General features: G+C 61.3%; 23 protein-coding genes. 14 read left to right on the forward strand and 9 right to left on the reverse strand.

Annotated features, from left to right (window positions below):
• Positions 1-76 precede the first annotated feature (76 nt).
• The 7 genes from ACW9H9_RS13675 to ACW9H9_RS13705 all read left to right on the forward strand — a co-directional run bounded on the left by ACW9H9_RS13675 (position 77) and on the right by ACW9H9_RS13705 (position 5,900).
• A complete protein-coding gene (locus ACW9H9_RS13675; protein WP_457343731.1) occupies positions 77-1,738 on the forward strand; it encodes an OFA family MFS transporter in 1,662 nt (553 codons plus the stop codon).
• Between the two features lie 164 nt (positions 1,739-1,902).
• The gene (gene hisB, locus ACW9H9_RS13680; RefSeq protein ID WP_017849940.1) at positions 1,903-2,496 is read left to right on the forward strand and encodes an imidazoleglycerol-phosphate dehydratase HisB; all 594 of its coding nucleotides are present in this window, start codon (positions 1,903-1,905) and stop codon (positions 2,494-2,496) included.
• Positions 2,496-3,134: an imidazole glycerol phosphate synthase subunit HisH gene (hisH, locus tag ACW9H9_RS13685; RefSeq protein ID WP_457343732.1), complete on the forward strand. Its 639-nt coding sequence runs from the start codon at positions 2,496-2,498 to the stop codon at positions 3,132-3,134. The genes hisB and hisH overlap by 1 nt, the downstream gene beginning before the upstream one ends.
• Entirely contained in the window at positions 3,134-3,394 is a 261-nt protein-coding gene (locus ACW9H9_RS13690; protein WP_457343733.1) for a DUF2164 domain-containing protein, read from the forward strand. The genes hisH and ACW9H9_RS13690 overlap by 1 nt, the downstream gene beginning before the upstream one ends.
• Positions 3,395-3,479: 85 nt before the next feature.
• Positions 3,480-4,229, forward strand: coding sequence for a 1-(5-phosphoribosyl)-5-[(5-phosphoribosylamino)methylideneamino]imidazole-4-carboxamide isomerase (gene hisA / locus ACW9H9_RS13695; RefSeq protein WP_457343734.1), 750 nt, complete (start codon positions 3,480-3,482; stop codon positions 4,227-4,229).
• Between the two features lie 79 nt (positions 4,230-4,308).
• Positions 4,309-5,079 carry an imidazole glycerol phosphate synthase subunit HisF gene (gene hisF, locus ACW9H9_RS13700; RefSeq protein ID WP_457343735.1) on the forward strand — a complete coding sequence of 257 codons (771 nt, stop codon included), beginning with the start codon at positions 4,309-4,311 and terminating at the stop codon, positions 5,077-5,079.
• 65 nt (positions 5,080-5,144) lie between these two features.
• A complete protein-coding gene (locus ACW9H9_RS13705; RefSeq protein WP_457343736.1) occupies positions 5,145-5,900 on the forward strand; it encodes a substrate-binding periplasmic protein in 756 nt (251 codons plus the stop codon).
• Here the strand turns inward: ACW9H9_RS13705 and ACW9H9_RS13710 are convergent.
• The 4 genes from ACW9H9_RS13710 to ACW9H9_RS13725 form a co-directional block, all read right to left on the reverse strand.
• A complete protein-coding gene (locus ACW9H9_RS13710; RefSeq protein WP_457343737.1) occupies positions 5,897-7,105 on the reverse strand; it encodes a Vps62-related protein in 1,209 nt (402 codons plus the stop codon). The two genes, ACW9H9_RS13705 and ACW9H9_RS13710, sit on opposite strands and share 4 nt — an antisense overlap.
• A gap of 85 nt (positions 7,106-7,190) precedes the next feature.
• Positions 7,191-7,964 (reverse strand): divergent polysaccharide deacetylase family protein, encoded by a 774-nt coding sequence (locus tag ACW9H9_RS13715; RefSeq protein ID WP_457343738.1) that lies wholly within the window; start codon positions 7,962-7,964, stop codon positions 7,191-7,193.
• Between the two features lies 1 nt (position 7,965).
• Positions 7,966-9,273, reverse strand: coding sequence for a S41 family peptidase (locus ACW9H9_RS13720; protein ID WP_457343739.1), 1,308 nt, complete (start codon positions 9,271-9,273; stop codon positions 7,966-7,968).
• Positions 9,274-9,303: 30 nt separating this feature from the next.
• On the reverse strand, positions 9,304-10,599 hold the full coding sequence (locus ACW9H9_RS13725) for a murein hydrolase activator EnvC family protein (protein WP_457343740.1): 1,296 nt from the start codon (positions 10,597-10,599) through the stop codon (positions 9,304-9,306).
• Positions 10,600-10,802: 203 nt separating this feature from the next.
• On the opposite strand from ACW9H9_RS13725, the gene ACW9H9_RS13730 reads away from it, so the two are divergent.
• The gene (locus ACW9H9_RS13730) at positions 10,803-10,988 is read left to right on the forward strand and encodes a hypothetical protein (protein WP_457343741.1); all 186 of its coding nucleotides are present in this window, start codon (positions 10,803-10,805) and stop codon (positions 10,986-10,988) included.
• 219 nt (positions 10,989-11,207) lie between these two features.
• Here the strand turns inward: ACW9H9_RS13730 and gpmI are convergent, their stop codons facing one another.
• Positions 11,208-12,734: a 2,3-bisphosphoglycerate-independent phosphoglycerate mutase gene (gene gpmI, locus ACW9H9_RS13735; RefSeq protein ID WP_457343742.1), complete on the reverse strand. Its 1,527-nt coding sequence runs from the start codon at positions 12,732-12,734 to the stop codon at positions 11,208-11,210.
• 151 nt (positions 12,735-12,885) lie between these two features.
• Between gpmI and ACW9H9_RS13740 the strand changes: the two genes are divergently transcribed.
• From ACW9H9_RS13740 to secB, 3 genes are read left to right on the forward strand one after another with little or no spacing between them, the layout of a single operon-like run.
• Positions 12,886-13,299, forward strand: a complete 414-nt coding sequence (locus ACW9H9_RS13740; protein WP_457343743.1) for a rhodanese-like domain-containing protein — start codon at positions 12,886-12,888, stop codon at positions 13,297-13,299.
• Between the two features lies 1 nt (position 13,300).
• Complete coding sequence (gene grxC / locus ACW9H9_RS13745) at positions 13,301-13,555, forward strand: glutaredoxin 3 (protein WP_457343744.1); 255 nt, start codon at positions 13,301-13,303, stop codon at positions 13,553-13,555.
• Between the two features lie 41 nt (positions 13,556-13,596).
• Positions 13,597-14,073, forward strand: a complete 477-nt coding sequence (gene secB, locus ACW9H9_RS13750; protein WP_457343745.1) for a protein-export chaperone SecB — start codon at positions 13,597-13,599, stop codon at positions 14,071-14,073.
• Between the two features lie 64 nt (positions 14,074-14,137).
• Here the strand turns inward: secB and ACW9H9_RS13755 are convergent, their stop codons facing one another.
• A complete protein-coding gene (locus tag ACW9H9_RS13755) occupies positions 14,138-14,593 on the reverse strand; it encodes a tRNA (cytidine(34)-2'-O)-methyltransferase (protein ID WP_457343746.1) in 456 nt (151 codons plus the stop codon).
• On the opposite strand from ACW9H9_RS13755, the gene ACW9H9_RS13760 reads away from it, so the two are divergent.
• The gene (locus tag ACW9H9_RS13760; RefSeq protein ID WP_457343747.1) at positions 14,592-15,032 is read left to right on the forward strand and encodes a hypothetical protein; all 441 of its coding nucleotides are present in this window, start codon (positions 14,592-14,594) and stop codon (positions 15,030-15,032) included. The two genes, ACW9H9_RS13755 and ACW9H9_RS13760, sit on opposite strands and share 2 nt — an antisense overlap.
• A 539-nt stretch (positions 15,033-15,571) precedes the next feature.
• Here ACW9H9_RS13760 and ntrC read toward each other — a convergent pair.
• The 3 genes from ntrC to glnA all read right to left on the reverse strand — a co-directional run bounded on the left by ntrC (position 15,572) and on the right by glnA (position 19,868).
• The gene (ntrC, locus tag ACW9H9_RS13765; RefSeq protein ID WP_457343748.1) at positions 15,572-17,008 is read right to left on the reverse strand and encodes a nitrogen regulation protein NR(I); all 1,437 of its coding nucleotides are present in this window, start codon (positions 17,006-17,008) and stop codon (positions 15,572-15,574) included.
• The gene (gene glnL, locus ACW9H9_RS13770) at positions 17,005-18,090 is read right to left on the reverse strand and encodes a nitrogen regulation protein NR(II) (RefSeq protein ID WP_457343749.1); all 1,086 of its coding nucleotides are present in this window, start codon (positions 18,088-18,090) and stop codon (positions 17,005-17,007) included. The genes ntrC and glnL overlap by 4 nt, the downstream gene beginning before the upstream one ends.
• Before the next feature lie 371 nt (positions 18,091-18,461).
• Complete coding sequence (gene glnA / locus ACW9H9_RS13775) at positions 18,462-19,868, reverse strand: glutamate--ammonia ligase (protein ID WP_457343750.1); 1,407 nt, start codon at positions 19,866-19,868, stop codon at positions 18,462-18,464.
• 334 nt (positions 19,869-20,202) lie between these two features.
• Here glnA and thiI point away from each other — a divergent pair, with 334 nt between their 5' ends.
• Both thiI and typA read left to right on the forward strand, forming a co-directional pair.
• Positions 20,203-21,657 carry a tRNA uracil 4-sulfurtransferase ThiI gene (gene thiI, locus ACW9H9_RS13780; RefSeq protein ID WP_457343751.1) on the forward strand — a complete coding sequence of 485 codons (1,455 nt, stop codon included), beginning with the start codon at positions 20,203-20,205 and terminating at the stop codon, positions 21,655-21,657.
• 139 nt (positions 21,658-21,796) lie between these two features.
• Positions 21,797-23,617, forward strand: a complete 1,821-nt coding sequence (gene typA, locus ACW9H9_RS13785; RefSeq protein ID WP_457343752.1) for a translational GTPase TypA — start codon at positions 21,797-21,799, stop codon at positions 23,615-23,617.
• The last annotated feature ends 112 nt before the right edge of the window (positions 23,618-23,729 follow it).

Consider the following 23,729-nt stretch of genomic DNA (forward strand, 5'->3'; position numbering starts at 1 on the left):
AACGGCCACGCTCTGCGTGCAAGGCCGAGGGAGAGAGCGCCCGACGGACACATACTAATAACTGGGGGAAACACCAATGAGCACTAGCACCGCGGCCGGTCATACTGCCGCACAGCCTGCGTTCCTGTCCAAGGAACGCATCATCGCCAAGCCCGGTTTTAACCGCTGGCTGGTTCCGCCCGCCGCGTTGGCCATCCACCTGTGCATCGGCATGGCGTACGGTTTCTCGGTGTTTTGGCTGCCGTTGTCCAAAGCGCTGGGTATCACCGCCCCTGTGGCATGTGCGCCGGACATGAGCTTTATCGCACAGGTTTTCTCGTCCCAGTGCGACTGGCCGATCTCCATGCTGGGCTGGATCTACACCCTGTTCTTCATCTTCCTGGGCTGCTCGGCAGCGATCTGGGGCGGCTGGCTGGAACATGCCGGGCCGCGCAAGGCAGGCGTTGTGTCGGCGTTGTGCTGGTGTGGTGGCTTGTTGATCTCGGCGTTGGGCATCTACACCCATCAGATTTGGCTGATGTGGATCGGCTCTGGCGTCATTGGCGGGATCGGGCTGGGCCTGGGCTACATTTCCCCGGTATCGACGCTGATCAAGTGGTTCCCGGACAAGCGTGGCATGGCCACCGGTATGGCGATCATGGGCTTTGGTGGCGGTGCGATGGTGGGGGCTCCCCTGGCCGCCGCGCTGATGGGGCACTTTGCCTCGCCGACCAGCGTGGGTGTGTGGCAGAGCTTTGTGGTGATGGCCGTCATTTACTTCGTGTTCATGATCGGCGGCGCGCTTTCGTACCGTGTACCGCCGACCGGCTGGAAGCCTGAGGGCTGGACCGCGCCGGTGAAAAAAGCCAGCAGTGCGATGATCACCACCCGTCACGTGCATGTGAACGTGGCCTGGAAAACCCCGCAATTTCGCCTGGTGTGGCTGGTGCTGTGCCTGAACGTGTCCGCCGGTATCGGTATCCTGGGCATGGCTTCGCCGCTGTTGCAGGAAGTGTTTGGCGGCAAGCTGCTGGGTGTCGACGTGCCGTTCGGCCAGCTGGATGCCGGGCAACTGGCGTCGATCGCTGCGATCGCGGCCGGCTTTACCGGTCTGTTGAGCCTGTTCAACATCGGCGGGCGGTTCTTCTGGGCGTCGTTCTCCGACTACCTGGGCCGCAAAAACACGTACTTCCTGTTCTTTGCGCTGGGTTTTGCCCTGTACGCGCTGGTGCCAAACCTGGGGCACCTGGGTAACGTGGCGCTGTTCGTGGCGGCGTTCTGCGTGATTCTGTCGATGTACGGCGGCGGTTTCTCCACCGTCCCTGCGTACCTGGCCGACCTGTTCGGCACGCAAATGGTCGGTGCGATCCACGGTCGTCTGCTCACGGCGTGGGCGGCGGCGGGCGTGTTGGGCCCGGTGCTGGTCAACTACCTGCGTGAGTATCAGCTGAGCATCGGCGTGGCCCGTGCCGACGCCTATGACATCACCTTGTACATCCTCGCCGGCCTGCTGGTGCTGGGTTTCATCTGCAACCTGCTGGTCCGCCCGGTGGCAGACAAGTACTTCATGACCGACGCGGAACTGGCCGCCGAGCAGGCGCTGGGCCACGACAAGGGTGCCGATGCCAGCACCGTGCTTGAGTGGAAAGCCAACCCGGCCACCGTGCCAATGGCGATTGCCGCCTGGCTGGCGGTGGGTATTCCGCTGGCGTGGGGTGTGTGGGTGACCCTGCAAAAGACCGCGGTACTGTTCCACTGATACAGCCTGCGATCACGCCCGCGCCCCGCGTGGGCGTGATCGATGCGCACCATCCTGGGGCGCTTGAATCAACTCGTCAGTCTTATCCCCTTCGATGTTTCTGTTTGTCGCCCGCGCCCCTATAATGGCTGCCTTTTTCGCCCAATGATTTTGCGGAGCTGGTGATGGCCGAACGTAAGGCGTCCGTCGAGCGCGACACTCTGGAAACCCAGATCAAAGCCTCGATCAACCTGGATGGCACCGGAAAGGCCCGATTTGATATCGGTGTACCTTTTCTTGAGCACATGCTGGACCAGATCGCCCGTCACGGGCTGATCGACCTGGATATCGTCAGTAAAGGCGACCTGCATATCGACGACCACCACACGGTGGAAGACGTCGGTATCACGTTGGGCCAGGCGTTTGCCAAGGCCATTGGCGACAAGAAAGGCATCCGCCGCTACGGCCATGCCTATGTGCCGCTGGACGAAGCGCTGTCGCGTGTGGTCATCGACTTCTCCGGTCGTCCGGGCTTGCAGATGCACGTACCGTACACCCGCGCCACCGTGGGCGGTTTTGACGTCGACCTGTTCCAGGAGTTTTTCCAGGGTTTCGTCAACCACGCACTGGTCAGCCTGCACATCGACAATCTGCGCGGCACCAACACTCACCACCAGATCGAAACCGTGTTCAAGGCTTTTGGCCGCGCCCTGCGCATGGCCGTGGAGCTCGATGAGCGCATGGCCGGGCAAATGCCGTCGACCAAGGGCGTCTTGTAATGCAGACGGTCGCCGTTATCGATTACGGCATGGGCAACCTGCACTCGGTGGCCAAGGCGCTGGAGCACGTCGGCGCTGGCAAGGTGCTGATCACCAGCGATGCACAGGTGATCCGTGAAGCCGACCGTGTGGTGTTCCCCGGCGTGGGCGCCATTCGCGACTGCATGGCCGAAATCCGCCGCCTGGGCTTTGACAGCCTGGTGCGCGAGGTCAGCCAGGACCGTCCGTTCCTGGGCATTTGCGTGGGCATGCAGGCCTTGCTGGACCACAGCGAAGAGAACGACGGCGTCGATTGCATCGGTGTGTTTCCAGGCCAGGTGAAGTTCTTCGGCAAGGACCTGCACGAAGACGGCCAGCACCTCAAAGTCCCGCACATGGGCTGGAACGAGGTGCGCCACACCGTCGACCACCCGCTGTGGCACGACATCCCGGACATGGCGCGCTTCTACTTCGTGCACAGCTACTACATCACGGCCGGTAACCCGGGCCAGGTGGTGGGTGGCGGGCATTACGGTGTCGATTTTGCCGCCGCCTTGGCCGAGGGGTCGCGCTTTGCCGTGCAGTTCCACCCGGAGAAGAGCCATACCCATGGCCTGCAATTGCTGCAGAACTTCGCCACCTGGAATGGGCGCCGGTAATGGCCAAGAAGGGCAAGCCACCGATCTTGAACCTCACGCCCGAACAGGAGAGTGAGGCCACCCACAAGATCAAGCGTTTCATGGAAGACCGCTTCGAGCTCAAGCTGGGCTCGTTCGAGGTGGCCGAGCTCCTTGAGCTGTTTACCACTGAAATTGCGCCGCACTATTACAACAGGGCGATTTTCGATGTGCAGACGCACCTTAAAGAACGGTTCGAAAGCATCGAAAGCGACTTGTGGTCTTTAGAAAAAAGCAGCTGAACGCTTCACGCTGCCAGAACTGATACGCGTGCTTGCTTGCAGCCTACCGCTTGCAGCTTGCAGCTCTTTGGACAAAGGAAACAGCATGCTCATTATCCCCGCTATCGATCTCAAGGACGGCGCCTGCGTGCGTCTGCGCCAGGGCCGCATGGAAGATTCCACCGTGTTCTCCGATGACCCGGTGAGCATGGCTGCCAAGTGGGTGGAGGGCGGTTGCCGCCGTCTGCATCTGGTGGACTTGAACGGCGCCTTTGAAGGCCAGCCCGTCAACGGTGAAGTGGTCACGGCCATCGCCAAGCGCTACCCGGCCCTGCCGATCCAGATCGGCGGCGGCATCCGCTCCCTGGAAACCATCGAGCACTACGTGAAAGCGGGCGTGAGCTACGTGATCATCGGCACCAAGGCTGTGAAAGACCCGGCCTTCGTCGCCGAAGCCTGCCGCGCCTTCCCGGGCAAGGTCATCGTGGGCCTGGACGCCAAGGACGGTTTCGTCGCCACCGACGGCTGGGCTGAAATCAGCACCGTGCAGGTGATCGACCTGGCCAAGCAGTTCGAAGCCGACGGCGTGTCTGCCATCGTTTATACCGACATCGCCAAAGACGGCATGATGCAGGGCTGCAACGTGCCGTTCACCGCCGCACTGGCGGCGGCCACCCGGATTCCGGTGATCGCCTCGGGCGGCATCCACAACCTGGGCGATATCAAGTCGCTGCTGGACGCCAAGGCCCCCGGCATCATCGGCGCCATTACCGGCCGTGCGATTTACGAGGGCACGCTGGACGTTGCGCAAGCCCAGGCTTACTGCGATGCCTACGGGGCGAGCGCCAAGGTGTAAGCGCCAAGCTGCGAGTAAAAGCCGATGGGCTTGCACCTGCAGCGCAGCGCTTGAAGCTTCTTAGTCGGAGAGTAAGTCCATGGCTTTAGCCAGACGCATCATCCCTTGCCTGGACGTCGACAACGGTCGCGTGGTGAAGGGCGTCAAGTTCGAGAACATCCGCGATGCCGGCGACCCGGTGGAAATTGCCCGTCGTTATGACGAGCAAGGCGCTGACGAGATTACCTTCCTCGACATCACCGCCAGCGTCGATGGCCGCGACACCACGCTGCATACCGTGGAGCGCATGGCCAGCCAGGTGTTTATCCCGCTGACCGTGGGCGGCGGCGTGCGCACCGTGCAAGACATCCGCAACCTGCTCAATGCCGGTGCCGACAAGGTGTCGATCAACACCGCCGCGGTGTTCAACCCCGAGTTCGTGGGCGAAGCGGCGCAGCACTTTGGTTCGCAATGCATCGTGGTGGCTATCGACGCCAAGAAAGTCTCCGGCCCGGGCGAAACCCCGCGTTGGGAGATCTTCACCCATGGCGGGCGCAAGCCCACCGGGCTGGACGCGGTGGAGTGGGCCAAGAAGATGGAAGGCCTGGGCGCCGGTGAGATCCTGCTGACCAGCATGGACCAGGACGGCATGAAAAACGGCTTCGACCTGGGCGTGACCCGTGCCATCAGCGATGCGCTGGGTATTCCGGTGATCGCGTCCGGCGGCGTGGGCAACTTGCAGCACTTGGCCGACGGCGTGATTGAAGGCCACGCCAGCGCAGTGCTGGCGGCGAGTATTTTCCACTTTGGCGAATACACCGTTCCCGAGGCCAAGGCCTACATGGCGGCGCGCGGTATCACCGTTCGCTAAACGCCGCTGGACACCATGGCAGGCTCGCGGCACTCTGGTGCCTGCCATGGATTCCGGTACTGTTCATGTTCAAATCTCTGCTTCTGGCCCTTGCCAGCACCTGCGTTCTGCTGGCTGGCCCGGCCCATGCCCAAGAACCGTCTGACGCCGCCCTGGTGCTGCTGACGGAAAATTTCCCGCCGTACAACATGGCCAAAAACGGCAAGAACTTCGCCAAGGACGAGAACCTGGAAGGCATCGCCGTGGACATCGTCCGCGAAACCTTCAAGCGCGCTGGCATCTCCTACAACCTCACCCTGCGATTTCCTTGGGAGCGCGTGTACAAACTCGCCCTGGAAAACCCCGGCTACGGGGTGTTCGTGATGGCCCGCGTGCCGGAGCGTGAGGCGCTGTTCAAATGGGTAGGCCCCATCGGCCCGGACGACTGGGTGCTGCTGGCCAAGGCCGACAGCAAGATCCAATTGAGCGATATCGCGCAGGCCAAGGGCTACAAGATCGGCGCGTACAAAGGTGACGTGATCGCCTTGAGCCTGGAAAAGCGCGGGCTCAAGCCGCTCATCGTGCTGCGTGACCAGGACAACGCCCGCAAATTGGTGGATGGCCAGATCGACCTGTGGGCCACCGGCGATCCTGCCGGACGTTACCTGGCCCGGCAGGAAGGCGTGACGGGGCTCAAGACCGTGCTGCGCTTCAACAGCGCCGAGCTGTACCTGGGGCTGAACAGGAACGTGCCGGATGACGTCGTCGCCCGGCTGCAATCTGCACTGGATCAGCTCCGCCAGGAAGGCGTGGTGGACCAGATCACGGCGCGCTACCTCTAGCGCACCTGGATATCGACAGCGCCGGGGTTCCCCGGCGGGTACTCACTCCAGAACAGGCTTTTTTCGTTGGTCTGCGTAAACGCGCCCAGCACCTGGCTGCCGTTGGTTCGCAGCAGCCGGTAGTGGCTGCTCAAGTAGTACACCGCCACCGAGGTGTGTGCGCCCAGGGTGCAGGACACGGTCGATGATTTGCTCGTCGATTGCCCGCGGGTCAGCGACTGGGTGTTGAGGAACGTGTTCTCCATCTTCAGCGAACTGTTGAACACCCCCATGACGGTGACACTCACGCCTGTCTCGAGTTTGACGCTTTCGGTCTTGGTGTCGGTTGTGCTGAGTTGTTCGGTGTAGGTGGTTGTCCAAGTGAGGCGCTGAGTCTGTGAGGTGTCGTTGTAGGCATGTTCGATCAGCACATAGCGGTCCGTGCGCTCCAGGTAATAGATCGGGGACTGGGCGACCTGTTGCACGGGGGACAATTCCGGGTCGTTAATGGCCAGCCAAGGCAACTCGGTGATGTGCGGGTGTTTGTTTTGATGGGTCACGGGGGGCCGTGCATGGCTTTTCAGCAGGGGCACGGTGCTGGACAGCGGTGATCGAGTGGTCAGCTGGGTGCGCAGCGAATAGGTCTTGAGGCTGGGTGAGGGCCGCGTGTAGGCGTGGGTGCCGATAAACGTGCCGGGCGAAAAGAACAGCTCTGAGGGGATAGGGTCTGGCGGGCTGATGCTCCAGGCCGAAAAATCGGTAAGGGCGCCGGAGTTCCGGTCGTGCCAGACCTGTTCACCGGCGCGGGAGCGGATGACCAGGTCTTCGCGCACGCAGCGAATGCGGCGCGACACCGGTTTTTGCAGGCCATTGCCCGCCAGGCACCCCAGGCTCGCGTAGCCGGGCGGCGGCACGGGACGCCAGATCGAGCAGCCCGAGGGGTGCGACCACAGGTGTTCATAATCCTCCGGGGGCCGCAGCGCCGAACCCGTGGGGCCGTTCAGGTCGGCCACCACCGGGGCAACCTGCGTGCCGTTGAAGTCGGCGGCGCCCAGCCCTAAATAATCCCCCAGGGCAAAGTGGTCATTGATGCCGTGGGGTGTGTCGGGGCGCCACAGGCTCACGCTCGTGTCGGCCTGTGTGTTGGGGAATTTGATGTCGTGCCAGTACTGCAAAAAGGTGCTGGTGAAATGGATCTTCAGGTCTTTGTAAATCAAGTGAGCCATGGGGCATTGGCCTGTTCAGTCGGGAGGCTGAACAGTGGGCGCCAATTCCCAGTTGGGGAGGGGGTGCATACGTGACGCTGCGGGCTCAGTAATACGTGCCGTTTTTGCCATGGGCCACGGTGGCCTGGTTGCTGCGCACGCTGATCATGCGCTTGATATCGATCCACTCCACGCCTTGCTGGGCCAGCTTGGGCAATTCGCGCTCAAGCACCGCCAGGGTCTGTGGGTACGGGTGGCCGATCATCACCGCCGAACCTTGTTTGTGGGCCAGTTTGATGGCGGTCTGCAGTTGCGTGCTGATGGCGGCTTCGGTGCGTTCGTCATCCAGGAACACATCGCGGGACAGGCTCGCCAGGCCAATCTTCTGCGCCTCGGCGGCGGCCACGGTCTTGGCGCTGGTGCGGCTGTCGAGAAAGAACTTGTTGCGCCGTTGCAACTCGGCCATCAACCAGGCCATGGCGACCGGTTGCGCGGTCATGCGGCTGCCCATGTGGTTGTTGATACCGGCGGTGTAGGGCACGGCCTTGAAGGCGGCGTCCAGGCGCTTGCCGAGTTCTTCGAGGGGCAACTCGGGGTGCCAGGCGAACGGGCCGGTGGCCGGGTCCATGGGCATGTGCAGGATCACGATCTTGCCGGCCTTGTGGGCTTCGCGGGCAAATTCGGCGGCGTGGGGCGTGTCGGGCATGACCGCCGTGGTGACGGGGCCGGGCAGGCTCAGCACGCGGCGGTCCCGGGGCAGGTTTTGCCCCAGGTCGTCGATGATAAGGGTGAGGTAGGCTTTGTGAGGCTCGCTGGCCGGGGCCGCGTAGGCAACCCCTGCCAGGCTGCACAGCAGCGCCAGAATCAGAGCAAGGCGCATATCAACGGCTGCGGGTAATGCTCAAGCCCTTGAGCAGGCTCAGCGCCTGGGCCAGTTGGTAGTCATCGTCCTGCGGCATCGGCTTGGCTTTGGGGCCGCTGCCGGTCGGCTGGTCGGCGCCGCCGTTGCCATTGCCCAGGTGGCCTTGCAGGTCGGCCTCTTTGTAGTACTCGCTGTCTTGCTCGTTGGTGATCTTGGCCTTGCGCACTTCAATGTCCGGGACAATGCCCTGGGCCTGGATCGAGCGTCCGTTGGGCGTGTAGTACAACGCCGTGGTGATCTTCACCGCGCGGTCATTGTTCAGCGGCAGCACGGTTTGCACCGAGCCTTTGCCAAAGCTGTTGGTGCCCATCAGCACCGCGCGTTTCTGGTCTTGCAGGGCACCGGCGACGATTTCCGAGGCCGAGGCGCTGCCGCCGTTGATCAGCACCACCATGGGCACCGCTTCGCTCAAGTCATTGCCGGTGGCCGAAAAGCGCAGTTCGGAGTTGGCGATGCGGCCCTTGGTGTACACGATCAGGCCCTTGGTGATGAAGTGGTCCACCACTTCCACCGCTGCCTGCAACACGCCGCCTGGGTTGTTGCGCAGGTCCAGCACGATGCCGCTGAGTTTCTTGCCGTTGTCTTTGCGCAGTTTGGCCAGGGCCTTGGCCACTTCGTCGCCGGTCTTGACCTGGAACTGGGTGATGCGCAGGTAGCCGTAGCCCGACTCCAACAGCTGGCTCTTCACGCTTTTGACCGTGATGGTGGCGCGGGCCAGGGTCACGTCGAACGGGTTGCCGCCGTCGCGCACCAGGGTCAGGGTGATTTTCTGGCCGATCTTGCCGCGCATTTTGTCCACGGCTTCGGTCATGGTCTGGCCACGGGTGGGCTGGCCGTTGATCTTGACGATAAAGTCGCCCGCCTGGATGCCCGCCTTGGAGGCCGGGGTGTCATCGATGGGCGAGACAACCTTGATATTGCCGTCCTCGGCGCCGACTTCGATGCCCAAGCCGCCGAATTCACCGCTGGTGCTTTCCTGCAACTCGGCGAAATCTTCCGGGCCCAGGTAGGCCGAGTGCGGGTCAAGGTTGCTGAGCATGCCCTTGATGGCATTTTCCAGCAGGGTCTTGTCGTCCACAGGTTCGACATAGGCGGCCTTGATGCGGTCCATCACCTCGGCAAAGGTGCGCAACTCGTCCAGCGGCAACGGGGCCTTGGTGGTTGCGGCCGTGGCGGACGGGGCGGTCTGGTCGGCGAAAGCCAAGGGCGCGCCGATCACCAGGGCGATCGTCAGGGCCAGCGAGCTGAGGCGGGACAAATGCAGCATGTCGAACGAACTCCTAATGTAGATGCGACCCTATCCTTGGGTGCGGCACCATTGTGCGGGGTCGCTCGGGCGGCCCTGCTGACGAATTGCGAAGTACAACGCCGGGGTGGCCTGGCCACCACTGTTACCCACAGTGGAGATGGACTCTCCGGCTTTTACCACATCACCTGCGGCCTTGAGCAACGTTTGATTGTGGCCGTAAAGGCTCAAATAGCCATTCCCGTGGTCAAGAATCACCAACAAACCCGCGCCGCGCAGCCAGTCGGCAAAGACCACGCGGCCACCGTGCACGGCATGCACCGCGCTGCCGGCGGCGGCGCTGATCATGACGCCGTCCCACTTGGCGCGGGTGTCGTCGCCACGGGTTTCACCAAAGCGTGCCAGTAGTCGACCATCAACAGGCCATGGAAGTTTTCCCCGCGCTGAAGCAAAAGGCCCACCAAAGGACTCGCCCGCGCTGGAAACCAGCGGGCCGGGGGCGGCATGCGCCGGTTTGCGCGGGGCCGGCGCGTCGCTGGACGCGGCGAGTTCGGCCTCACGCTGGCGCTTTTTTTCGGCTTCCTGCTGCGCAATCAGCGCTTTCTGACGCGCTTCTTCGGCCTCTCGGGCCTGGCGGGCCAGGGTTTCTTCGATGGTTTTCAGCACGTTGGCCAAGTCGGCCTGGTCTTGTTGACGGGCCTGGAGCTTGGCGTCACGGGCCTTTACGTCGTCATTGAGCTTGGCCAGGGCTTGCTGGCGCTCCTTGCGGACCTTGTCCAACTCGTCGCGCTGGGCGTCGAGGCTGGCTTTCTGGTCCTGCAACTGCGATTGCTGATTGGCGATGTCCTGCTCGACACTGGCCAGTTGGCGCAAGGTTTCGTTGAATTCCTTCAATTGCGCCAGGCGGGCTTTGCTCAGGTAGTCGTAGTACGTCAGGGTGCGGGCGAATTTTTCCGGGTTCTGCTGGTTGAGCAGCAGCTTGAGGTATTCCTGGTGGCCGTTCTGATACGCGGCGCGGGCCTGGATCGCGATCAGGCGTTGTTGCTCAACCCGGGCGCTCTGGAGTTTTTTTTTCTCATCGTCGAGTCGCTCCAGTTCCGACTCGCTCTTCTTTAGTTCTTTTTGCAGCTCCTGGACCTGCTTCTCCAGCTTGCCCATCTCGGTTTCCGTGCCGCGCAGGTCTTTCTGCACGCCGGACTTCTCCTCCTGGAGCTTGCCGAGCAGCTTTTTAAGCTCGGTAATGTCCTGACGCGTGGCGTCCAACTGTTGTTGGGTTTGTGCACGCTCGTCGGCAAACGCCGATTGGAGCAGGCATGCAAGAGCAAAGGCTATAAAGGCGCGAAGCATAGAGGCGGGCGACACCAGGGAAAGGGACGGTCTAGTATGCCCGGCCCCGGCGGCAAAAAAAACGCCCAATTCGGGCTGGGGGGCAAGTTGGGTTGAAACGCCTTGAAATGCTCCTGCTGCCACGGACTTTTTGTGGGTAATAGACTCGTCGGCCCCGGCAAATAGCCTCTGGCGCGCTGACGGGGCCTCTGGAGATCTGGCAGGTGGCCTACAGCGATGGTTCGGCCCGCTTGGCATTTATCGGTGCTTATGAAACCAAGCGGCAGATGTTGGTGATCGTCAACATTCAAGCGGGCAATGTGCTTTGGAATTTCATGCAGACAGACGCGAAGGCCTTGAACAAGCACCGGCACGGCCAGCTCGTCTACAAACGTTATGAGCTTTTATAGCGGGCAAAGAAAAGGGCAGTTCTTTCGAACTGCCCTTAATAGTTACGCGCTTGATATTCATATACACACCCTCAAGCCGGGGTGTGGAGGTCTCACCCTACGCAGATATCCAGCCACCTACGGGGTTCCTACGCCAGTTAAAGCCGCTGGAGGCAACTGGTTTCGCGCTCGGGGTCCATTATTCACGGGCTGCCTGTAATGAGCAACCCCGCAGTTGTGTCAGACCAGAATCGACGTCCCGGTCATCTCCTCCGGCTTCTCCAACCCCATCAACTTCAGCAGGGTGGGCGCCACGTCTGCCAGTACGCCGCCTTCACGCACTTTCAGGTCGCGCTTGCCGACGTAGATGAACGGCACCGGCTCGGTGGTGTGGGCGGTGTGGGCCTGGCCGGTGGATTCGTCGGACATTTGCTCGCAGTTGCCGTGGTCGGCGGTGATCAGCGCTTCGCCGCCGACTTTTTCCAGGGCGTCGACGATGCGGCCCACGCAGCTGTCCAGGCATTCCACGGCCTTGATCGCCGCGTCCAGGTTGCCGCTGTGACCCACCATGTCGCCGTTGGCGTAGTTCACCACGATTACGTCGTAACGCTGGTTGTCGATGGCGTCGACGATTTTGTCGGTGACTTCTGGCGCGCTCATTTCCGGCTGCAGGTCGTAGGTGGCGACCTTGGGCGACGGGATCAGGATGCGCTCTTCACCCGGGAACGGTTCTTCACGGCCGCCGGAGAAGAAGAAGGTCACGTGGGCGTATTTCTCGGTTTCGGCGATGCGCAGTTGGGTCTTGCCGTTTTTTGCCAGGTAATCGCCCAGCACGTTGTCCAGGCTTCCCGGGGCAAAGGCCGACGGGGCCGGGATGTTCGCGGCGTATTGGGTGAGCATCACGTAGCTGATTTTTGGCTGGCGGGCGCGTTCGAAGTCCTTGAAACCTTCGTCGACGAACACATGGCTCAGCTCGCGGGCGCGGTCGGCGCGAAAGTTCATGAACACCACGGCGTCGCCATCTTCAACCTTCACCGGCTCGCCGACGGTGGTGGCTTTGACGAATTCGTCGCTCTCGCCACGGGCATATGCAGCAGCCAGGCCTTCCTGGGCGGTGGCGGCGTTGAATTCGGCCTGGCCTTCGACGATCAGGTTGTAGGCCTGGGAGACGCGGTCCCAGCGGTTGTCGCGGTCCATGGCGAAGTAGCGGCCCACCAGGCTGGCGATGCGGCCCTTGCCCAGGGTCTTGAAGGTTTCATCCAGCAAGTCGATGGACGACTGCGCGCTTTTGGGCGGCGTGTCGCGGCCGTCGAGAAAGGCGTGCAGGTAGATTTTTTCGGCGCCGCGTTTAAAGGCCAGTTCGGCCATCGCGATCAGGTGGTCCTGGTGGCTGTGCACGCCGCCGTCCGACAGCAGGCCCATGAAATGCACGGCCTTGCCCGCGGCCACGGCCTTGTCCACGGCGGCGCAGATGGTCGGGTTTTCGAAGAACTCGCCGTCGCGGATGGCCTTGGTCACGCGGGTAAAGTCTTGATACACCACGCGCCCGGCGCCCAGGTTCATGTGGCCGACTTCCGAGTTGCCCATTTGGCCGTCTGGCAGGCCTACGTCCATGCCGGAACCGGAGATCAGGCCGTTGGGCACGGTGGCGGTCAGGCGGTCCAGCACGGGCTTGTTGGCCGAGTACACGGCGTTGTCGTGGTGGCTTTCGCTGTGTCCGAAGCCATCGAGAATTATCAGGACCAAAGGTTTAGGCGTGGTAGTCATAGATCCTCTCGCGGCAGTAATAAAAGAAGGACATGGAAAAGGGAGTGGCAGTTTAAAGCGAAGTTCCGATGGCGTCACCGCTTTACGGGGGTTGGCCCCCCCTGACGGCTGTGTATACTTACCGCCATTTTAACGCCCTGGAAGCTCCTTGATGGTCGACCACCTGATTGCATTTGCCACTGCCCACTATTTGCTCGCGGGTGCCTTCGTTATCCTGCTGGCGCTGCTGATCGCCCACGAGCTGAGCCGCGGCGGCCGCAGCCTGAGCACCGCCGAGCTGACCGCGCTGGTCAACAAGGACGAGGCCATCGTGGTGGACCTGCGCCCCACCAAGGACTTCGCCGCCGGCCACATCGTGGGCGCGCTGAACATTCCCCAGGACAAGCTGATCGCCCGCCTGGCCGAGCTGGAAAAGCACAAGGCCAAGACCATCATCCTGGTCGACGCACAGGGCCAGCATTCGGGCACCCACGCCCGCGAGATGCTCAAAACCGGCTTCAACGCCGCCAAGCTGTCCGGTGGTATCGCCAGCTGGCGTGCCGACAACCTGCCGCTGGTGAAGTGACATGAGCCAGGTTGTCGTTTACTCCAGCGATTACTGCCCTTATTGCATGCGCGCCAAGCAACTGCTCAAGAGCAAGGCTGTGGCCTTCGACGAGATCAAGGTCGACGGCAAACCCCAGGTGCGCGCCGAAATGGCCCAGAAAGCCGGCCGTACGTCGGTCCCGCAGATCTGGATCGGCAGCCAGCACATCGGTGGGTGCGACGACCTGTTTGCCCTGGAGCGCGCCGGCAAGCTGGACGCGCTGCTTCACGTCTGACTCCTAAACCCTGAACACACAAGATTAATGAAGGATCTGCGATGACTGACCAACAGAACACCGAAGCAGCCGAAGTTCAACCACAGTTCTCGCTGCAGCGCATCTACGTACGCGACCTGTCGTTCGAAGCCCCGAAAAGCCCGGCGATCTTCCGCCAGGAGTGGACCCCAAGCGTTGCGCTGGACCTGAACACCCGTCAGAAAGCCCTGGAAGGCGACTTCCACGAAGTGGTACTGACCCTCTCCGTTACCGTGAAAAACGGCGAAGAAGTGGCCTTTATCGCTGAAGTGCAACAGGCCGGTATCTTCCTGATCCAGGGCCTGGACGAAGGCTCCATGAGCCATACCCTGGGCGCGTTCTGCCCCAACATCCTGTTCCCGTATGCCCGTGAGACGCTGGACAGCCTGGTCACCCGTGGCTCGTTCCCGGCCCTGATGCTGGCACCGGTGAACTTCGATGCCCTGTACGCCCAAGAGCTGCAGCGCATGCAACAAGAAGGCGCGCCAACGGTTCAGTAAACCGTTGCTGCATGAAAAAGCGCCGTCATCGGCGCTTTTTTATTGGCTGCAAGCGGCTGGGCTGTTACTTGAAACCCAACTGGCGCCAGCCTTCGTACACGGCAACCGCCACGGTGTTGGACAGGTTCAGGCTGCGACAGCCCTCGCGCATCGGCAAACGCAGGCGATGGCCAGGCGCCAAGGCGTCGAGCACCTCGGCTGGGAGGCCACGGCTTTCCGGGCCGAACAGGAACGCGTCGCCCTCGGCAAAGCTCACGTCATGAAACGGTTGCGAGCCCTTGGTGGTGAACGCAAACAGCCGTGGATGGCCCAGGCTTTCCAGGCAACTGGCCAGGTCGGCATGGCGCTTGAGCGTGGCGTACTCGTGGTAGTCCAGCCCGGCGCGGCGCAGGCGCTTGTCGTCCATGTCAAAGCCCAGGGGCTCGATCAAATGCAGGTGGCAGCCACTGTTGGCGCACAGCCTGATAACGTTGCCGGTATTCGGCGGAATTTCTGGTTGAAAAAGGATGACGTGAAACATGCACGGCTCCGCAGGCAAAGATGGGCAGCATTCTACCCCTGAAGAAGACCCCAGGCCGAAGCTATTCCCGCGGGTTTTGGGTTCATTGGCCATTGTGGGGGTGATGGTGGGCCTGATGATTGGCCGGCTGACCACCCCCGACCCCGTTCAATTGCTGCAGGTCGAGCCCGCTGGCGACGGGGCGCTGGTGTGGTTCAGCGCCGAGCCCAAGCTGCATGGCGAACACATCGACGGCACCGTGGCGCTGTTGTTCGACGCGCAGGGCAAGGCGCAAGCGGGGCAATTGAAGCTCAATGACAAGGACGTGAACTGGCGCGTACGCAAGACTGACGCAGGCGTGTTGTTCAACCTGGTGGCGGCGCGGCCGTTGCGGGGGGAGTGGTCGGGGGCGAAGGTCGATGGCCGCTGGCGGCTGCAGATCCATCTGCGCGAAGAATAAAAGAGGGAATCCCCGGCCTGCCTGTACCAAGGTTCCCAAAACGGGCTGGGGCTATGGGCGCTGTGCCACATAAGCCCCGGGTGTAAAGAAGGGAGTTCCCGGCCTGCCTGTACCAGGGCTCCCAAAACGGGGTGAAGCCACTTCGTATTAAAGAGGGAATCCCCGGCCTGCCTGTACCGAGGTTCCCGAAACGGGTGTGGGGCACGACGCTGTCTGCATCAAGCGCCCCGGGTATTAAAGAGGGGATTCTCGGCCTGCCTGTACCAAGGTCCCCGAAACTGGGTAGTGACAGGGTTATTGCAGGGCGCGTGCCAGAGTGACGAGTTTGTGCCAAAAAATTTCTGCATAAAGCGCAAAGCCCCGGAATACGGGGCTTTGGTGTGTTTGCGGTGCGCGTTTTTTGCGGGGGAGCGGGCTGCGCGGGGAGTGAAACCTGTGCTCGATGCCGGGTATTGGTGCATTGAAGCGGTGCACGGCCTTGGGCTTCGCACAAAAAAAAGGGAGCGGGCAAGCCCGCTCCCTTGTGGGGAGGAGGGGGGTTAGCCCTCGTCGCCCTCGTCGTCGTCCCCGCCGTCGACCTTCATGCCCAATTCCTTGATCTTGCGGGTCAAGGTGTTGCGGCCCCAGCCCAGTAGCACGGCGGCGTCGCGGCGGCGGCCAGCGGTGTGCTTCAGGGCGGTTTCGATCATGATCCGCTCAAAGGCCGGCACGGCGCTGTCCAACAGGCTCGACTGGCCACGGGCCAATGCCTGGTCGGCCCACTGGCGCAGTGCCTGTTCCCAGTTGGTCACCGGTGCCGAGTCTTGCGGCAGGCTCAAGAGTTCCGGCGGCAGGTCGCTGATGTGCACCTCGCGCCCGGACGCCATCACCGTGATCCAGCGGCAGGTGTTCTCCAGCTGGCGCACGTTGCCCGGCCACGGCAGGTTTTTGAGGTATTCCTCGGTTTCGTTTTTCAGCAGCTTGGGTTCCACGGCCAGTTCTTGCGCGGCGCGGCTGAGGAAGTGCCGGGCCAGGGTCGGGATGTCTTCGCGACGGTCCGACAGCCGTGGAATGTGGATGCGGATCACGTTGAGGCGGTGGAACAAGTCCTCACGGAACTTGCCTGCGTGCACCAGGGTTTCCAGGTTCTGGTGGGTCGCGGCGATGATGCGCACGTCGACCTTGACCGGGGTGTGCCCGCCCACGCGGTAGAACTCGCCGTCCGCCAGTACGCGCAGCAGGCGGGTCTGGGTGTCGGCCGGCATGTCGCCGATTTCGTCAAGGAACAGCGTGCCGCCGTCGGCCTGTTCAAAGCGCCCGCGACGCAGGTTGGCCGCGCCGGTGAACGCGCCTTTTTCGTGGCCGAACAGTTCGGACTCCATCAGGTCCTTGGGAATCGCCGCCATGTTCAAGGCGATGAACGGCGAGGCCGCCCGTGGGCTGTGGCGGTGCAGGGCGTGGGCCACCAGCTCTTTACCCGTGCCGGACTCACCGTTGATCAGTACGGTGATGTTGGAATGGCTCAAACGCCCGATGGCGCGAAACACTTCCTGCATCGCCGGCGCTTCGCCGATGATTTCCGGTGTGCGGGCCAGGGCCGGGATCACTTCCTGGTTCTGTTGTTCCTGGGCGTGCTGGTTGGCGCGCTTGACCAGTGCCACGGCCTCGTCCACGTCGAACGGCTTGGGCAGGTACTCAAAGGCGCCGCCCTGATAGGAGGCCACGGCGCTGTCCAGGTCCGAGTGCGCGGTCATGATGATTACCGGCAGGCGCGGGTGCTGCTCGCGGATGCGCGCCAGCAAGTCCAGGCCGCTGGCGCCGGGCATGCGGATGTCAGAGATGATCACGTCCGGTTGCTGGCGAGCCAGGCGGCTCATCACCCCGTCGGCGCTGTCAAAGCTTTGGGTGGTCATGCCTTCCTGTTGCAAGGCTTTCTCCAGGACCCAGCGGATAGAACGGTCGTCATCAACGATCCAGACAGTTTCACTACGGCTCATGTCGAGGGGGCTCCTTGTTCCAGTGGCAGAAAGATCGAGAACGTGGTGTGGCCGGGATGGCTGTCACACTCGATCAGACCCTGGTGCTGGCTGATAATGTTCTGGGTAATGGCCAAGCCTAGCCCGGTACCGTCCGGGCGCCCGCTGACCATGGGGAAGAAGATGGTTTCTTGCAGGTCCGCGGGGATGCCCGGGCCGTTGTCGATGATCTCGACCTTGGTCACCAGGCGATGGCGGATGTGCCCGATGGTGAACTGGCGCAGGGCGCGGGTGCGCAAGGTGATGCGGCCCAGGCGCAGCTCGTTCTGGCTGCTGATGGCCTGCATGGCGTTGCGCACGATATTGAGCACCGCCTGGATCATCTGCTCGCGGTCGATCAACACATCGGGAATGCTCGGGTCGTAGTCGCGCACCAGGTTGATGCAGCCCTGGCTTTCGGCCTCGACCAGTTGGCAGACACGCTCAAGCACCTCGTGCACATTGGTCATCGCCAGCGAGGGCAGTTTGTTGGAGCCGAGCATGCGGTCCACCAGGTTACGCAGGCGGTCGGCTTCCTCGATGATGACGTTGGTGTAGTCCTTGAGGTTCTCGTCCGGCAGCTCGCGAGCCAGCAATTGAGCCGCACCCCGAATCCCGCCCAACGGATTCTTGATCTCATGGGCCAGGCCGCGCACCAGCATTTTGCTGGTTTCCTGTTTGGACAATTGCGCCTCTTCCTTGGTGATGCGCAGCAGGCGATCGCGCGGATGCACCTCCAGCAGCAGCAAGGTGGCGCCGTGGCTCAGGATGGGGGTCACGGCGTAGTCCACGGTCAGGGTCTGGCCGGTGAGGGCGGTGAGCATCGCTTCGCGCTTGGTGAACGGGTGGGCCTGTTCCACGGCCTGGCGCAACGAGCTCAGGGCCTCGGCCGACTCGGTGAACAGTTCGCTGATGAACTGCCCATGGCTGCGCTGACCGCTGATGGCCAGCAGCATCTCCGCCGCCGGGTTCATGTACTCAAGACGCAGGTCGTCATTGAGCAGGATGGTCGCGGTGGTCAGGTTGTCGAGTAGCAGGCGGTGCAGTGCGTCGCTAATGGTCATCAGGACCTCTTTTGGAGCAAGGCGCGGGCTTGAGGCACACGCTGATACAAGGAAAATGCAAAAACCAAACCAAGGCTCTGAAAAGAAGCGCGCAGGCCCTGAAATAAGGGTTTTTGGTGCGAGATTGTGGCGTTCTGCCAGCCTGATCGGGAATTTTCGAACCAAAATGGGGTGGCATGGTGGGTAGGGTGCAGGCTATCGCACCAATATAGTGCGAATTTGTACAATCTGTTCAGCAACCTGAAAATCATGGGATTAATGGCGCGTTCAAGGGTGCGGGGCGCGTGGGGCTCGCCCTTTGTGGCAGGCAAAAAAAAAGACCTCCCGAAGGAGGTCTTTTTTGTCACGCCGCATCAAGCGGCGCTACCGGATCAGCAGCTGTAGTACAGCTCGTATTCCAGTGGGTGTACGAAGGTGCGGACTTTGATTTCTTCTTCGCTCTTGAGCTCGATGTAAGCGTCGATGAAGTCGTCGCTGAACACGCCGCCTTTGGTCAGGAACGCACGGCCCTTGTCCAGCTCTTCCAGGGCTTCTTTCAGGCTGCCGCACACTTGTGGGATCTCTTTGGCCTCTTCAGGCGGCAGGTCGTACAAGTTTTTGTCGGCGGCGTCGCCTGGGTGGATCTTGTTCTGGATACCGTCCAGGCCAGCCATGACCAGGGCAGCGAAAGCCAGGTACGGGTTGGCAGCCGGGTCCGGGAAGCGGGCTTCGATACGACGAGCGCGAGGGCTGGACACGTAAGGAATACGGATCGAGGCGGAACGGTTGCGCGCCGAGTAGGCCAGCATTACCGGTGCTTCGAAACCTGGGACCAGACGCTTGTAGGAGTTGGTCGACGGGTTGGTGAAGCCGTTCAGGGCCTTACCGTGCTTGATGATACCGCCGATGAAGTACAGGGCAGTGTCGGACAGGCCGGCATAACCTTCGCCTGCGAAGGTGTTCTTGCCATCTTTGGCGATGGACAGGTGAACGTGCATACCCGAACCGTTGTCGCCGTACAGAGGCTTAGGCATGAAGGTCGCGGTACGGCCGTAGGCATCGGCCACGTTGTGTACGCAGTACTTCAGGGTCTGAACTTCGTCAGCCTTGGCAACCAGGGTGTTGAACTTCACACCGATTTCGTTCTGGCCAGCGGTGGCCACTTCGTGGTGGTGAACTTCGATGACCAGGCCCATGTCTTCCATGGCGTTGCACATGGCAGTACGGATTTCGTGGTCGTGGTCGAACGGCGGAACAGGGAAGTAGCCGCCTTTGACGCCTGGACGGTGGCCTTTGTTGCCGCCTTCCACGTCCTGGTCGGACATCCACGAACCTTGTTCGGAGAAGATTTTGAACATGGAGCCGGAGATGTCGGACTTGAACTTGACCGAATCAAAGATGAAGAATTCTGGCTCCGGGCCTACGAATACGGTGTCACCGATACCGGTGGACTTCAGGTATTCCTCGGCACGCTTGGCGATCGCACGAGGGTCGCGGTCGTAGCCTTGCATGGTCGAAGGCTCGATCACGTCGCAGACGATGATCAGGGTGGCGTCTTCGGTGAACGGGTCCAGTACGGCGGTGCTGTCGTCCGGCATCAGGATCATGTCGGAGGCTTCGATGCCTTTCCAGCCGGAGATGGAGGAACCGTCGAACATTTTGCCTTCTTCAAAGAAAGCGTCGTCCAGCGCATCACGCGCCGGCATGGTCACGTGGTGTTGAGTACCTTTGGTGTCCGTGAAGCGCAGATCAATCCATTTAACGTCATGATCTTTGATGAGTTGAACCGACTTCGACATGGTGTCCTCCGGGTGGCTTCGGGCTGGGGTAGTGGAGTTAGCCCTAACAATGTGGGTGATGCCGGCGCGAATACTCGACGATGGCAACCTGCCTCACAAGGGAGCAAATTGCATGCCAGTGCGCCAACATGGCCTTTTTGCCTCAAAATAGCCCCTATAACGGTGCAATCCGCTGAAACGGAATAATTTACGCACCGCAATGCAGCGTTTATTTATGGTCGTGACCCGTTTTGGTGCGCGCAAGGTCGTTTGCATATTAACTGGTTAAACCTTGAGCGATTTCCGCTATAATCCGCGCCCCCCTTTTTCGGCCGGGCCTTCGCGCGCTGTTTTCATGAAATTAATCGTTAAAGTCTTCCCCGAGATCACCATCAAAAGCCGACCGGTACGGACGCGGTTCATCCGTCAGTTGGCCAAGAACATCCGTACGGTGCTGCGTGACCTGGACCCGGACGTGGTGGTGAACGGCGTGTGGGACAATCTCGAGCTGGAAACCCGCGTAACCGACCCCAAAGCCTTGAAAGACATGACCGAGCGCCTGAGCTGCATGCCGGGCATCGGGCATTTCCTGCAGGTGGACGAGTACCCGCTGGGCGACTTTGACGACATCACCGCCAAGTGCCAACAGCACTATGGCGATGCGCTCACCGGCAAGATTTTTTCGGTGCGTTGCAAGCGCGCCGGCAAGCACCCGTTCAGCTCCATGGACGTCGAAAAATACGTCGGCAGCAAGCTGCGCCGTGAGTGCAGCGCGGCCGGAATTTCGCTCAAAGCACCCGAAATCGAAGTGCGCATCGAAATTCGCGACCAACGGTTGTTTGTGATCCACAGCCAGCACAACAGCATCGGCGGTTACCCGCTGGGCACGCTGGAACAGTCGCTGGTGTTGATGTCGGGCGGGTTCGATTCCACCGTCGCGGCCTACCAGATGATCCGTCGCGGCCTCATGAGCCACTTCTGCTTCTTTAACCTGGGCGGGCGTGCACACGAATTGGGCGTGATGGAAGTGGCGCACTTCATCTGGAAGAAATACGGCAGTTCCCAGCGCGTGCTGTTTGTCAGCGTGCCGTTCGAGGAAGTGCTCGGCGAAATTCTCGGTAAAGTCGACGACAGTCATATGGGTGTCGTATTGAAGCGTATGATGTTGCGCGCCGCGTCGAAAATCGCCGACCGCCTGCACATCGACGCCCTGGTGACGGGCGAGGCGTTGTCCCAGGTGTCGAGCCAGACGCTGCCAAACCTGTCGGTGATCGACTGCGTGACCGAGAAACTGGTGCTGCGCCCGCTGATCGCCAGCCACAAGCAGGACATCATCGACCTGGCCGACCAGATCGGCACCGGCAATTTTGCCCGGCACATGCCCGAGTACTGCGGGGTCATCTCGGTGAACCCCAAGACCCACGCCAAGCGTCACCGCGTGGAGCATGAAGAGAAAGAATTCGACATGGCGGTTCTGGAGCGTGCGCTCGAGAACGCCAAACTGGTGCCGATCGACCGTGTGATCGATGAATTGGGCCAGGACGTACAGATCGAAGAAGTCAGCGAAGCACTGGCCGGTCAGATCGTCATCGACATCCGTCACCCGGATGCCGCTGAGGACGACCCGCTCCACATCGCTGGCGTCGACGTGCAAACGCTGCCGTTTTATGCACTGAACGCGCGTTTCAAGGAACTGGATTACAGCCGTCAGTACCTGCTGTATTGCGACAAAGGCGTGATGAGTCGCCTGCATGCCCACCATTTGCTCAGTGAGGGGCATGCCAATGTGCGCGTTTATCGACCGAGCTAAGAGCCCGGGGCTGTTTGCCTGTGGCCTGCGTCACCGGCCCCCCGACTCTGCCGTCAAGCTGTAACGGCAAGGCCTGACTCTACTGTTAATCGCTGCCACGACCTGTCAGCACACCGAATCCTCTGATCGAGATACACAAGTGATCGAAAATCTACGCAACATCGCCATCATCGCCCACGTTGACCATGGTAAGACCACCCTGGTAGACAAACTCCTGCGTCAATCCGGCACCCTGGAGCGCAACGAGCTCAACGACGAGCGCGTGATGGACTCCAACGACCAGGAAAAAGAGCGCGGTATTACCATCCTGGCGAAAAACACCGCCATCAACTGGAACGGCTACCACATCAACATCGTGGACACCCCGGGCCACGCCGACTTCGGTGGTGAAGTTGAGCGCGTAATGTCCATGGTTGACTCCGTGCTGCTGCTGGTCGACGCCCAGGACGGCCCTATGCCGCAAACCCGTTTCGTGACCAAGAAGGCGTTTGAAGCCGGCCTGCGTCCGATCGTATGCATCAACAAGGTTGACCGTCCAGGCGCGCGTCCGGACTGGGTTCTGGACCAGATCTTCGACCTGTTCGACAACCTGGGTGCCACCGAAGAACAGCTGGACTTCAAAGTCGTCTACGCCTCGGCCCTGAACGGCATCGCCGGCCTGGACCACGCCGACATGGCTGAAGACATGACCCCGCTGTACCAGTCGATCGTCGACAACGTACCGGCGCCGGCTGTTGACCGTGACGGTCCGTTCCAGATGCAAATCTCGGCACTGGACTACAACAGCTTCCTGGGTGTGATCGGTGTTGGCCGTATCGCCCGTGGTCGCGTCAAGCCAAACACCCCAGTGGTTGCCATCGGCGCCGACGGCAAGAAACGCAACGGCCGTATCCTGAAGCTGATGGGTCACCACGGTCTGCACCGTGTAGACGTTGAAGAAGCTGCTGCAGGCGACATCGTGTGCATCAGCGGTATGGAATCGCTGTTCATCTCCGACACCCTGTGCCACCCGGACACCGTCGAGGCGATGAAGCCTCTGACCGTTGACGAGCCAACCGTTTCCATGACCTTCCAGGTAAACGACTCGCCTTTCTGCGGTAAAGAAGGCAAGTTCGTGACCTCCCGTAACATCAAGGAGCGTCTGGACAAAGAGCTGCTGTACAACGTTGCACTGCGCGTTGAAGAAGGCGACTCGGCTGACAAGTTCAAGGTTTCCGGCCGTGGTGAGCTGCACCTCTCGGTACTGATCGAAACCATGCGTCGCGAAGGCTTCGAAATGGGCGTGGGCCGTCCAGAAGTGATCATCCGCGTCGTTGACGGTGCCAAACAGGAACCGTTTGAAAACGTCACCATCGACACCCCTGAAGAATCCCAGGGCAAGGTGATGGAAGAGATGGGCCTGCGTAAAGGCGACCTGACCAACATGGTGCCGGATGGCAAAGGCCGTGTACGTCTGGAATACAACATCCCTGCGCGCGGCTTGATCGGTTTCCGTAACCAGTTCCTGACCCTGACCAACGGTGCTGGCATCCTGACCTCGATCTTTGATCGCTACGACACCATGAAGTCCGGCGACATGTCCGGCCGTCAGAACGGCGTACTGGTCTCGGTTGAAACCGGCAAGGCGCTGACCTACTCCCTGGAAACCCTGCAGGCGCGTGGCAAGCTGTTCGTTGAACACGGTCAAGAGATCTACAACGGTCAGATCGTTGGCCTGAACAGCCGTGACAACGACATGGGCGTCAACCCAACCAAAGGCAAGAAGCTCGACAACATGCGTGCTTCGGGCAAAGACGAAACCATCGCCCTGGTTCCACCTGTTCGCTTCACCCTGGAGCAGGCACTGGAATTCATCCAGGACGACGAGCTGTGCGAAGTCACGCCTAAGTCGATCCGCCTGCGTAAGAAAATCCTGGACGAAGGCGAGCGTACCCGCGCTGCCAAGAAAGCCAAGAACTGAGTTAACTCAGGCTGAATGAAAAACGCCCCCGGCCTTGCGGTCGGGGGCGTTTTTTTATGTGCGCCAGGCATGGCGCGTTGCGCGAAGCGCAACCAGCTTGGCTGTGGTGGCC

It is taken from the genome of Pseudomonas sp. SDO5215_S409 (genome assembly GCF_054071325.1).

Excerpts from the sequence above, each read along its gene's own strand:
- ACW9H9_RS13705 (WP_457343736.1), top strand. The coding sequence starts at position 5,145 with ATGTTCAAATCTCTGCTTCTGGCCCTTGCCAGCACCTGCGTTCTGCTG.
- ACW9H9_RS13755 (WP_457343746.1), bottom strand. The coding sequence starts at position 14,593 with ATGTTTCACGTCATCCTTTTTCAACCAGAAATTCCGCCGAATACCGGC.
- hisB (WP_017849940.1), top strand. The coding sequence starts at position 1,903 with ATGGCCGAACGTAAGGCGTCCGTCGAGCGCGACACTCTGGAAACCCAG.
- ACW9H9_RS13720 (WP_457343739.1), bottom strand. The coding sequence starts at position 9,273 with ATGCTGCATTTGTCCCGCCTCAGCTCGCTGGCCCTGACGATCGCCCTG.
- hisA (WP_457343734.1), top strand. The coding sequence starts at position 3,480 with ATGCTCATTATCCCCGCTATCGATCTCAAGGACGGCGCCTGCGTGCGT.
- ntrC (WP_457343748.1), bottom strand. The coding sequence starts at position 17,008 with ATGAGCCGTAGTGAAACTGTCTGGATCGTTGATGACGACCGTTCTATC.
- ACW9H9_RS13710 (WP_457343737.1), bottom strand. The coding sequence starts at position 7,105 with ATGGCTCACTTGATTTACAAAGACCTGAAGATCCATTTCACCAGCACC.
- ACW9H9_RS13675 (WP_457343731.1), top strand. The coding sequence starts at position 77 with ATGAGCACTAGCACCGCGGCCGGTCATACTGCCGCACAGCCTGCGTTC.
- hisF (WP_457343735.1), top strand. The coding sequence starts at position 4,309 with ATGGCTTTAGCCAGACGCATCATCCCTTGCCTGGACGTCGACAACGGT.
- ACW9H9_RS13690 (WP_457343733.1), top strand. The coding sequence starts at position 3,134 with ATGGCCAAGAAGGGCAAGCCACCGATCTTGAACCTCACGCCCGAACAG.
- glnA (WP_457343750.1), bottom strand. The coding sequence starts at position 19,868 with ATGTCGAAGTCGGTTCAACTCATCAAAGATCATGACGTTAAATGGATT.
- grxC (WP_457343744.1), top strand. The coding sequence starts at position 13,301 with ATGAGCCAGGTTGTCGTTTACTCCAGCGATTACTGCCCTTATTGCATG.
- glnL (WP_457343749.1), bottom strand. The coding sequence starts at position 18,090 with ATGACCATTAGCGACGCACTGCACCGCCTGCTACTCGACAACCTGACC.
- secB (WP_457343745.1), top strand. The coding sequence starts at position 13,597 with ATGACTGACCAACAGAACACCGAAGCAGCCGAAGTTCAACCACAGTTC.
- ACW9H9_RS13715 (WP_457343738.1), bottom strand. The coding sequence starts at position 7,964 with ATGCGCCTTGCTCTGATTCTGGCGCTGCTGTGCAGCCTGGCAGGGGTT.
- ACW9H9_RS13740 (WP_457343743.1), top strand. The coding sequence starts at position 12,886 with ATGGTCGACCACCTGATTGCATTTGCCACTGCCCACTATTTGCTCGCG.
- thiI (WP_457343751.1), top strand. The coding sequence starts at position 20,203 with ATGAAATTAATCGTTAAAGTCTTCCCCGAGATCACCATCAAAAGCCGA.
- ACW9H9_RS13725 (WP_457343740.1), bottom strand. The coding sequence starts at position 10,599 with ATGCTTCGCGCCTTTATAGCCTTTGCTCTTGCATGCCTGCTCCAATCG.
- gpmI (WP_457343742.1), bottom strand. The coding sequence starts at position 12,734 with ATGACTACCACGCCTAAACCTTTGGTCCTGATAATTCTCGATGGCTTC.
- ACW9H9_RS13760 (WP_457343747.1), top strand. The coding sequence starts at position 14,592 with ATGCACGGCTCCGCAGGCAAAGATGGGCAGCATTCTACCCCTGAAGAA.
- hisH (WP_457343732.1), top strand. The coding sequence starts at position 2,496 with ATGCAGACGGTCGCCGTTATCGATTACGGCATGGGCAACCTGCACTCG.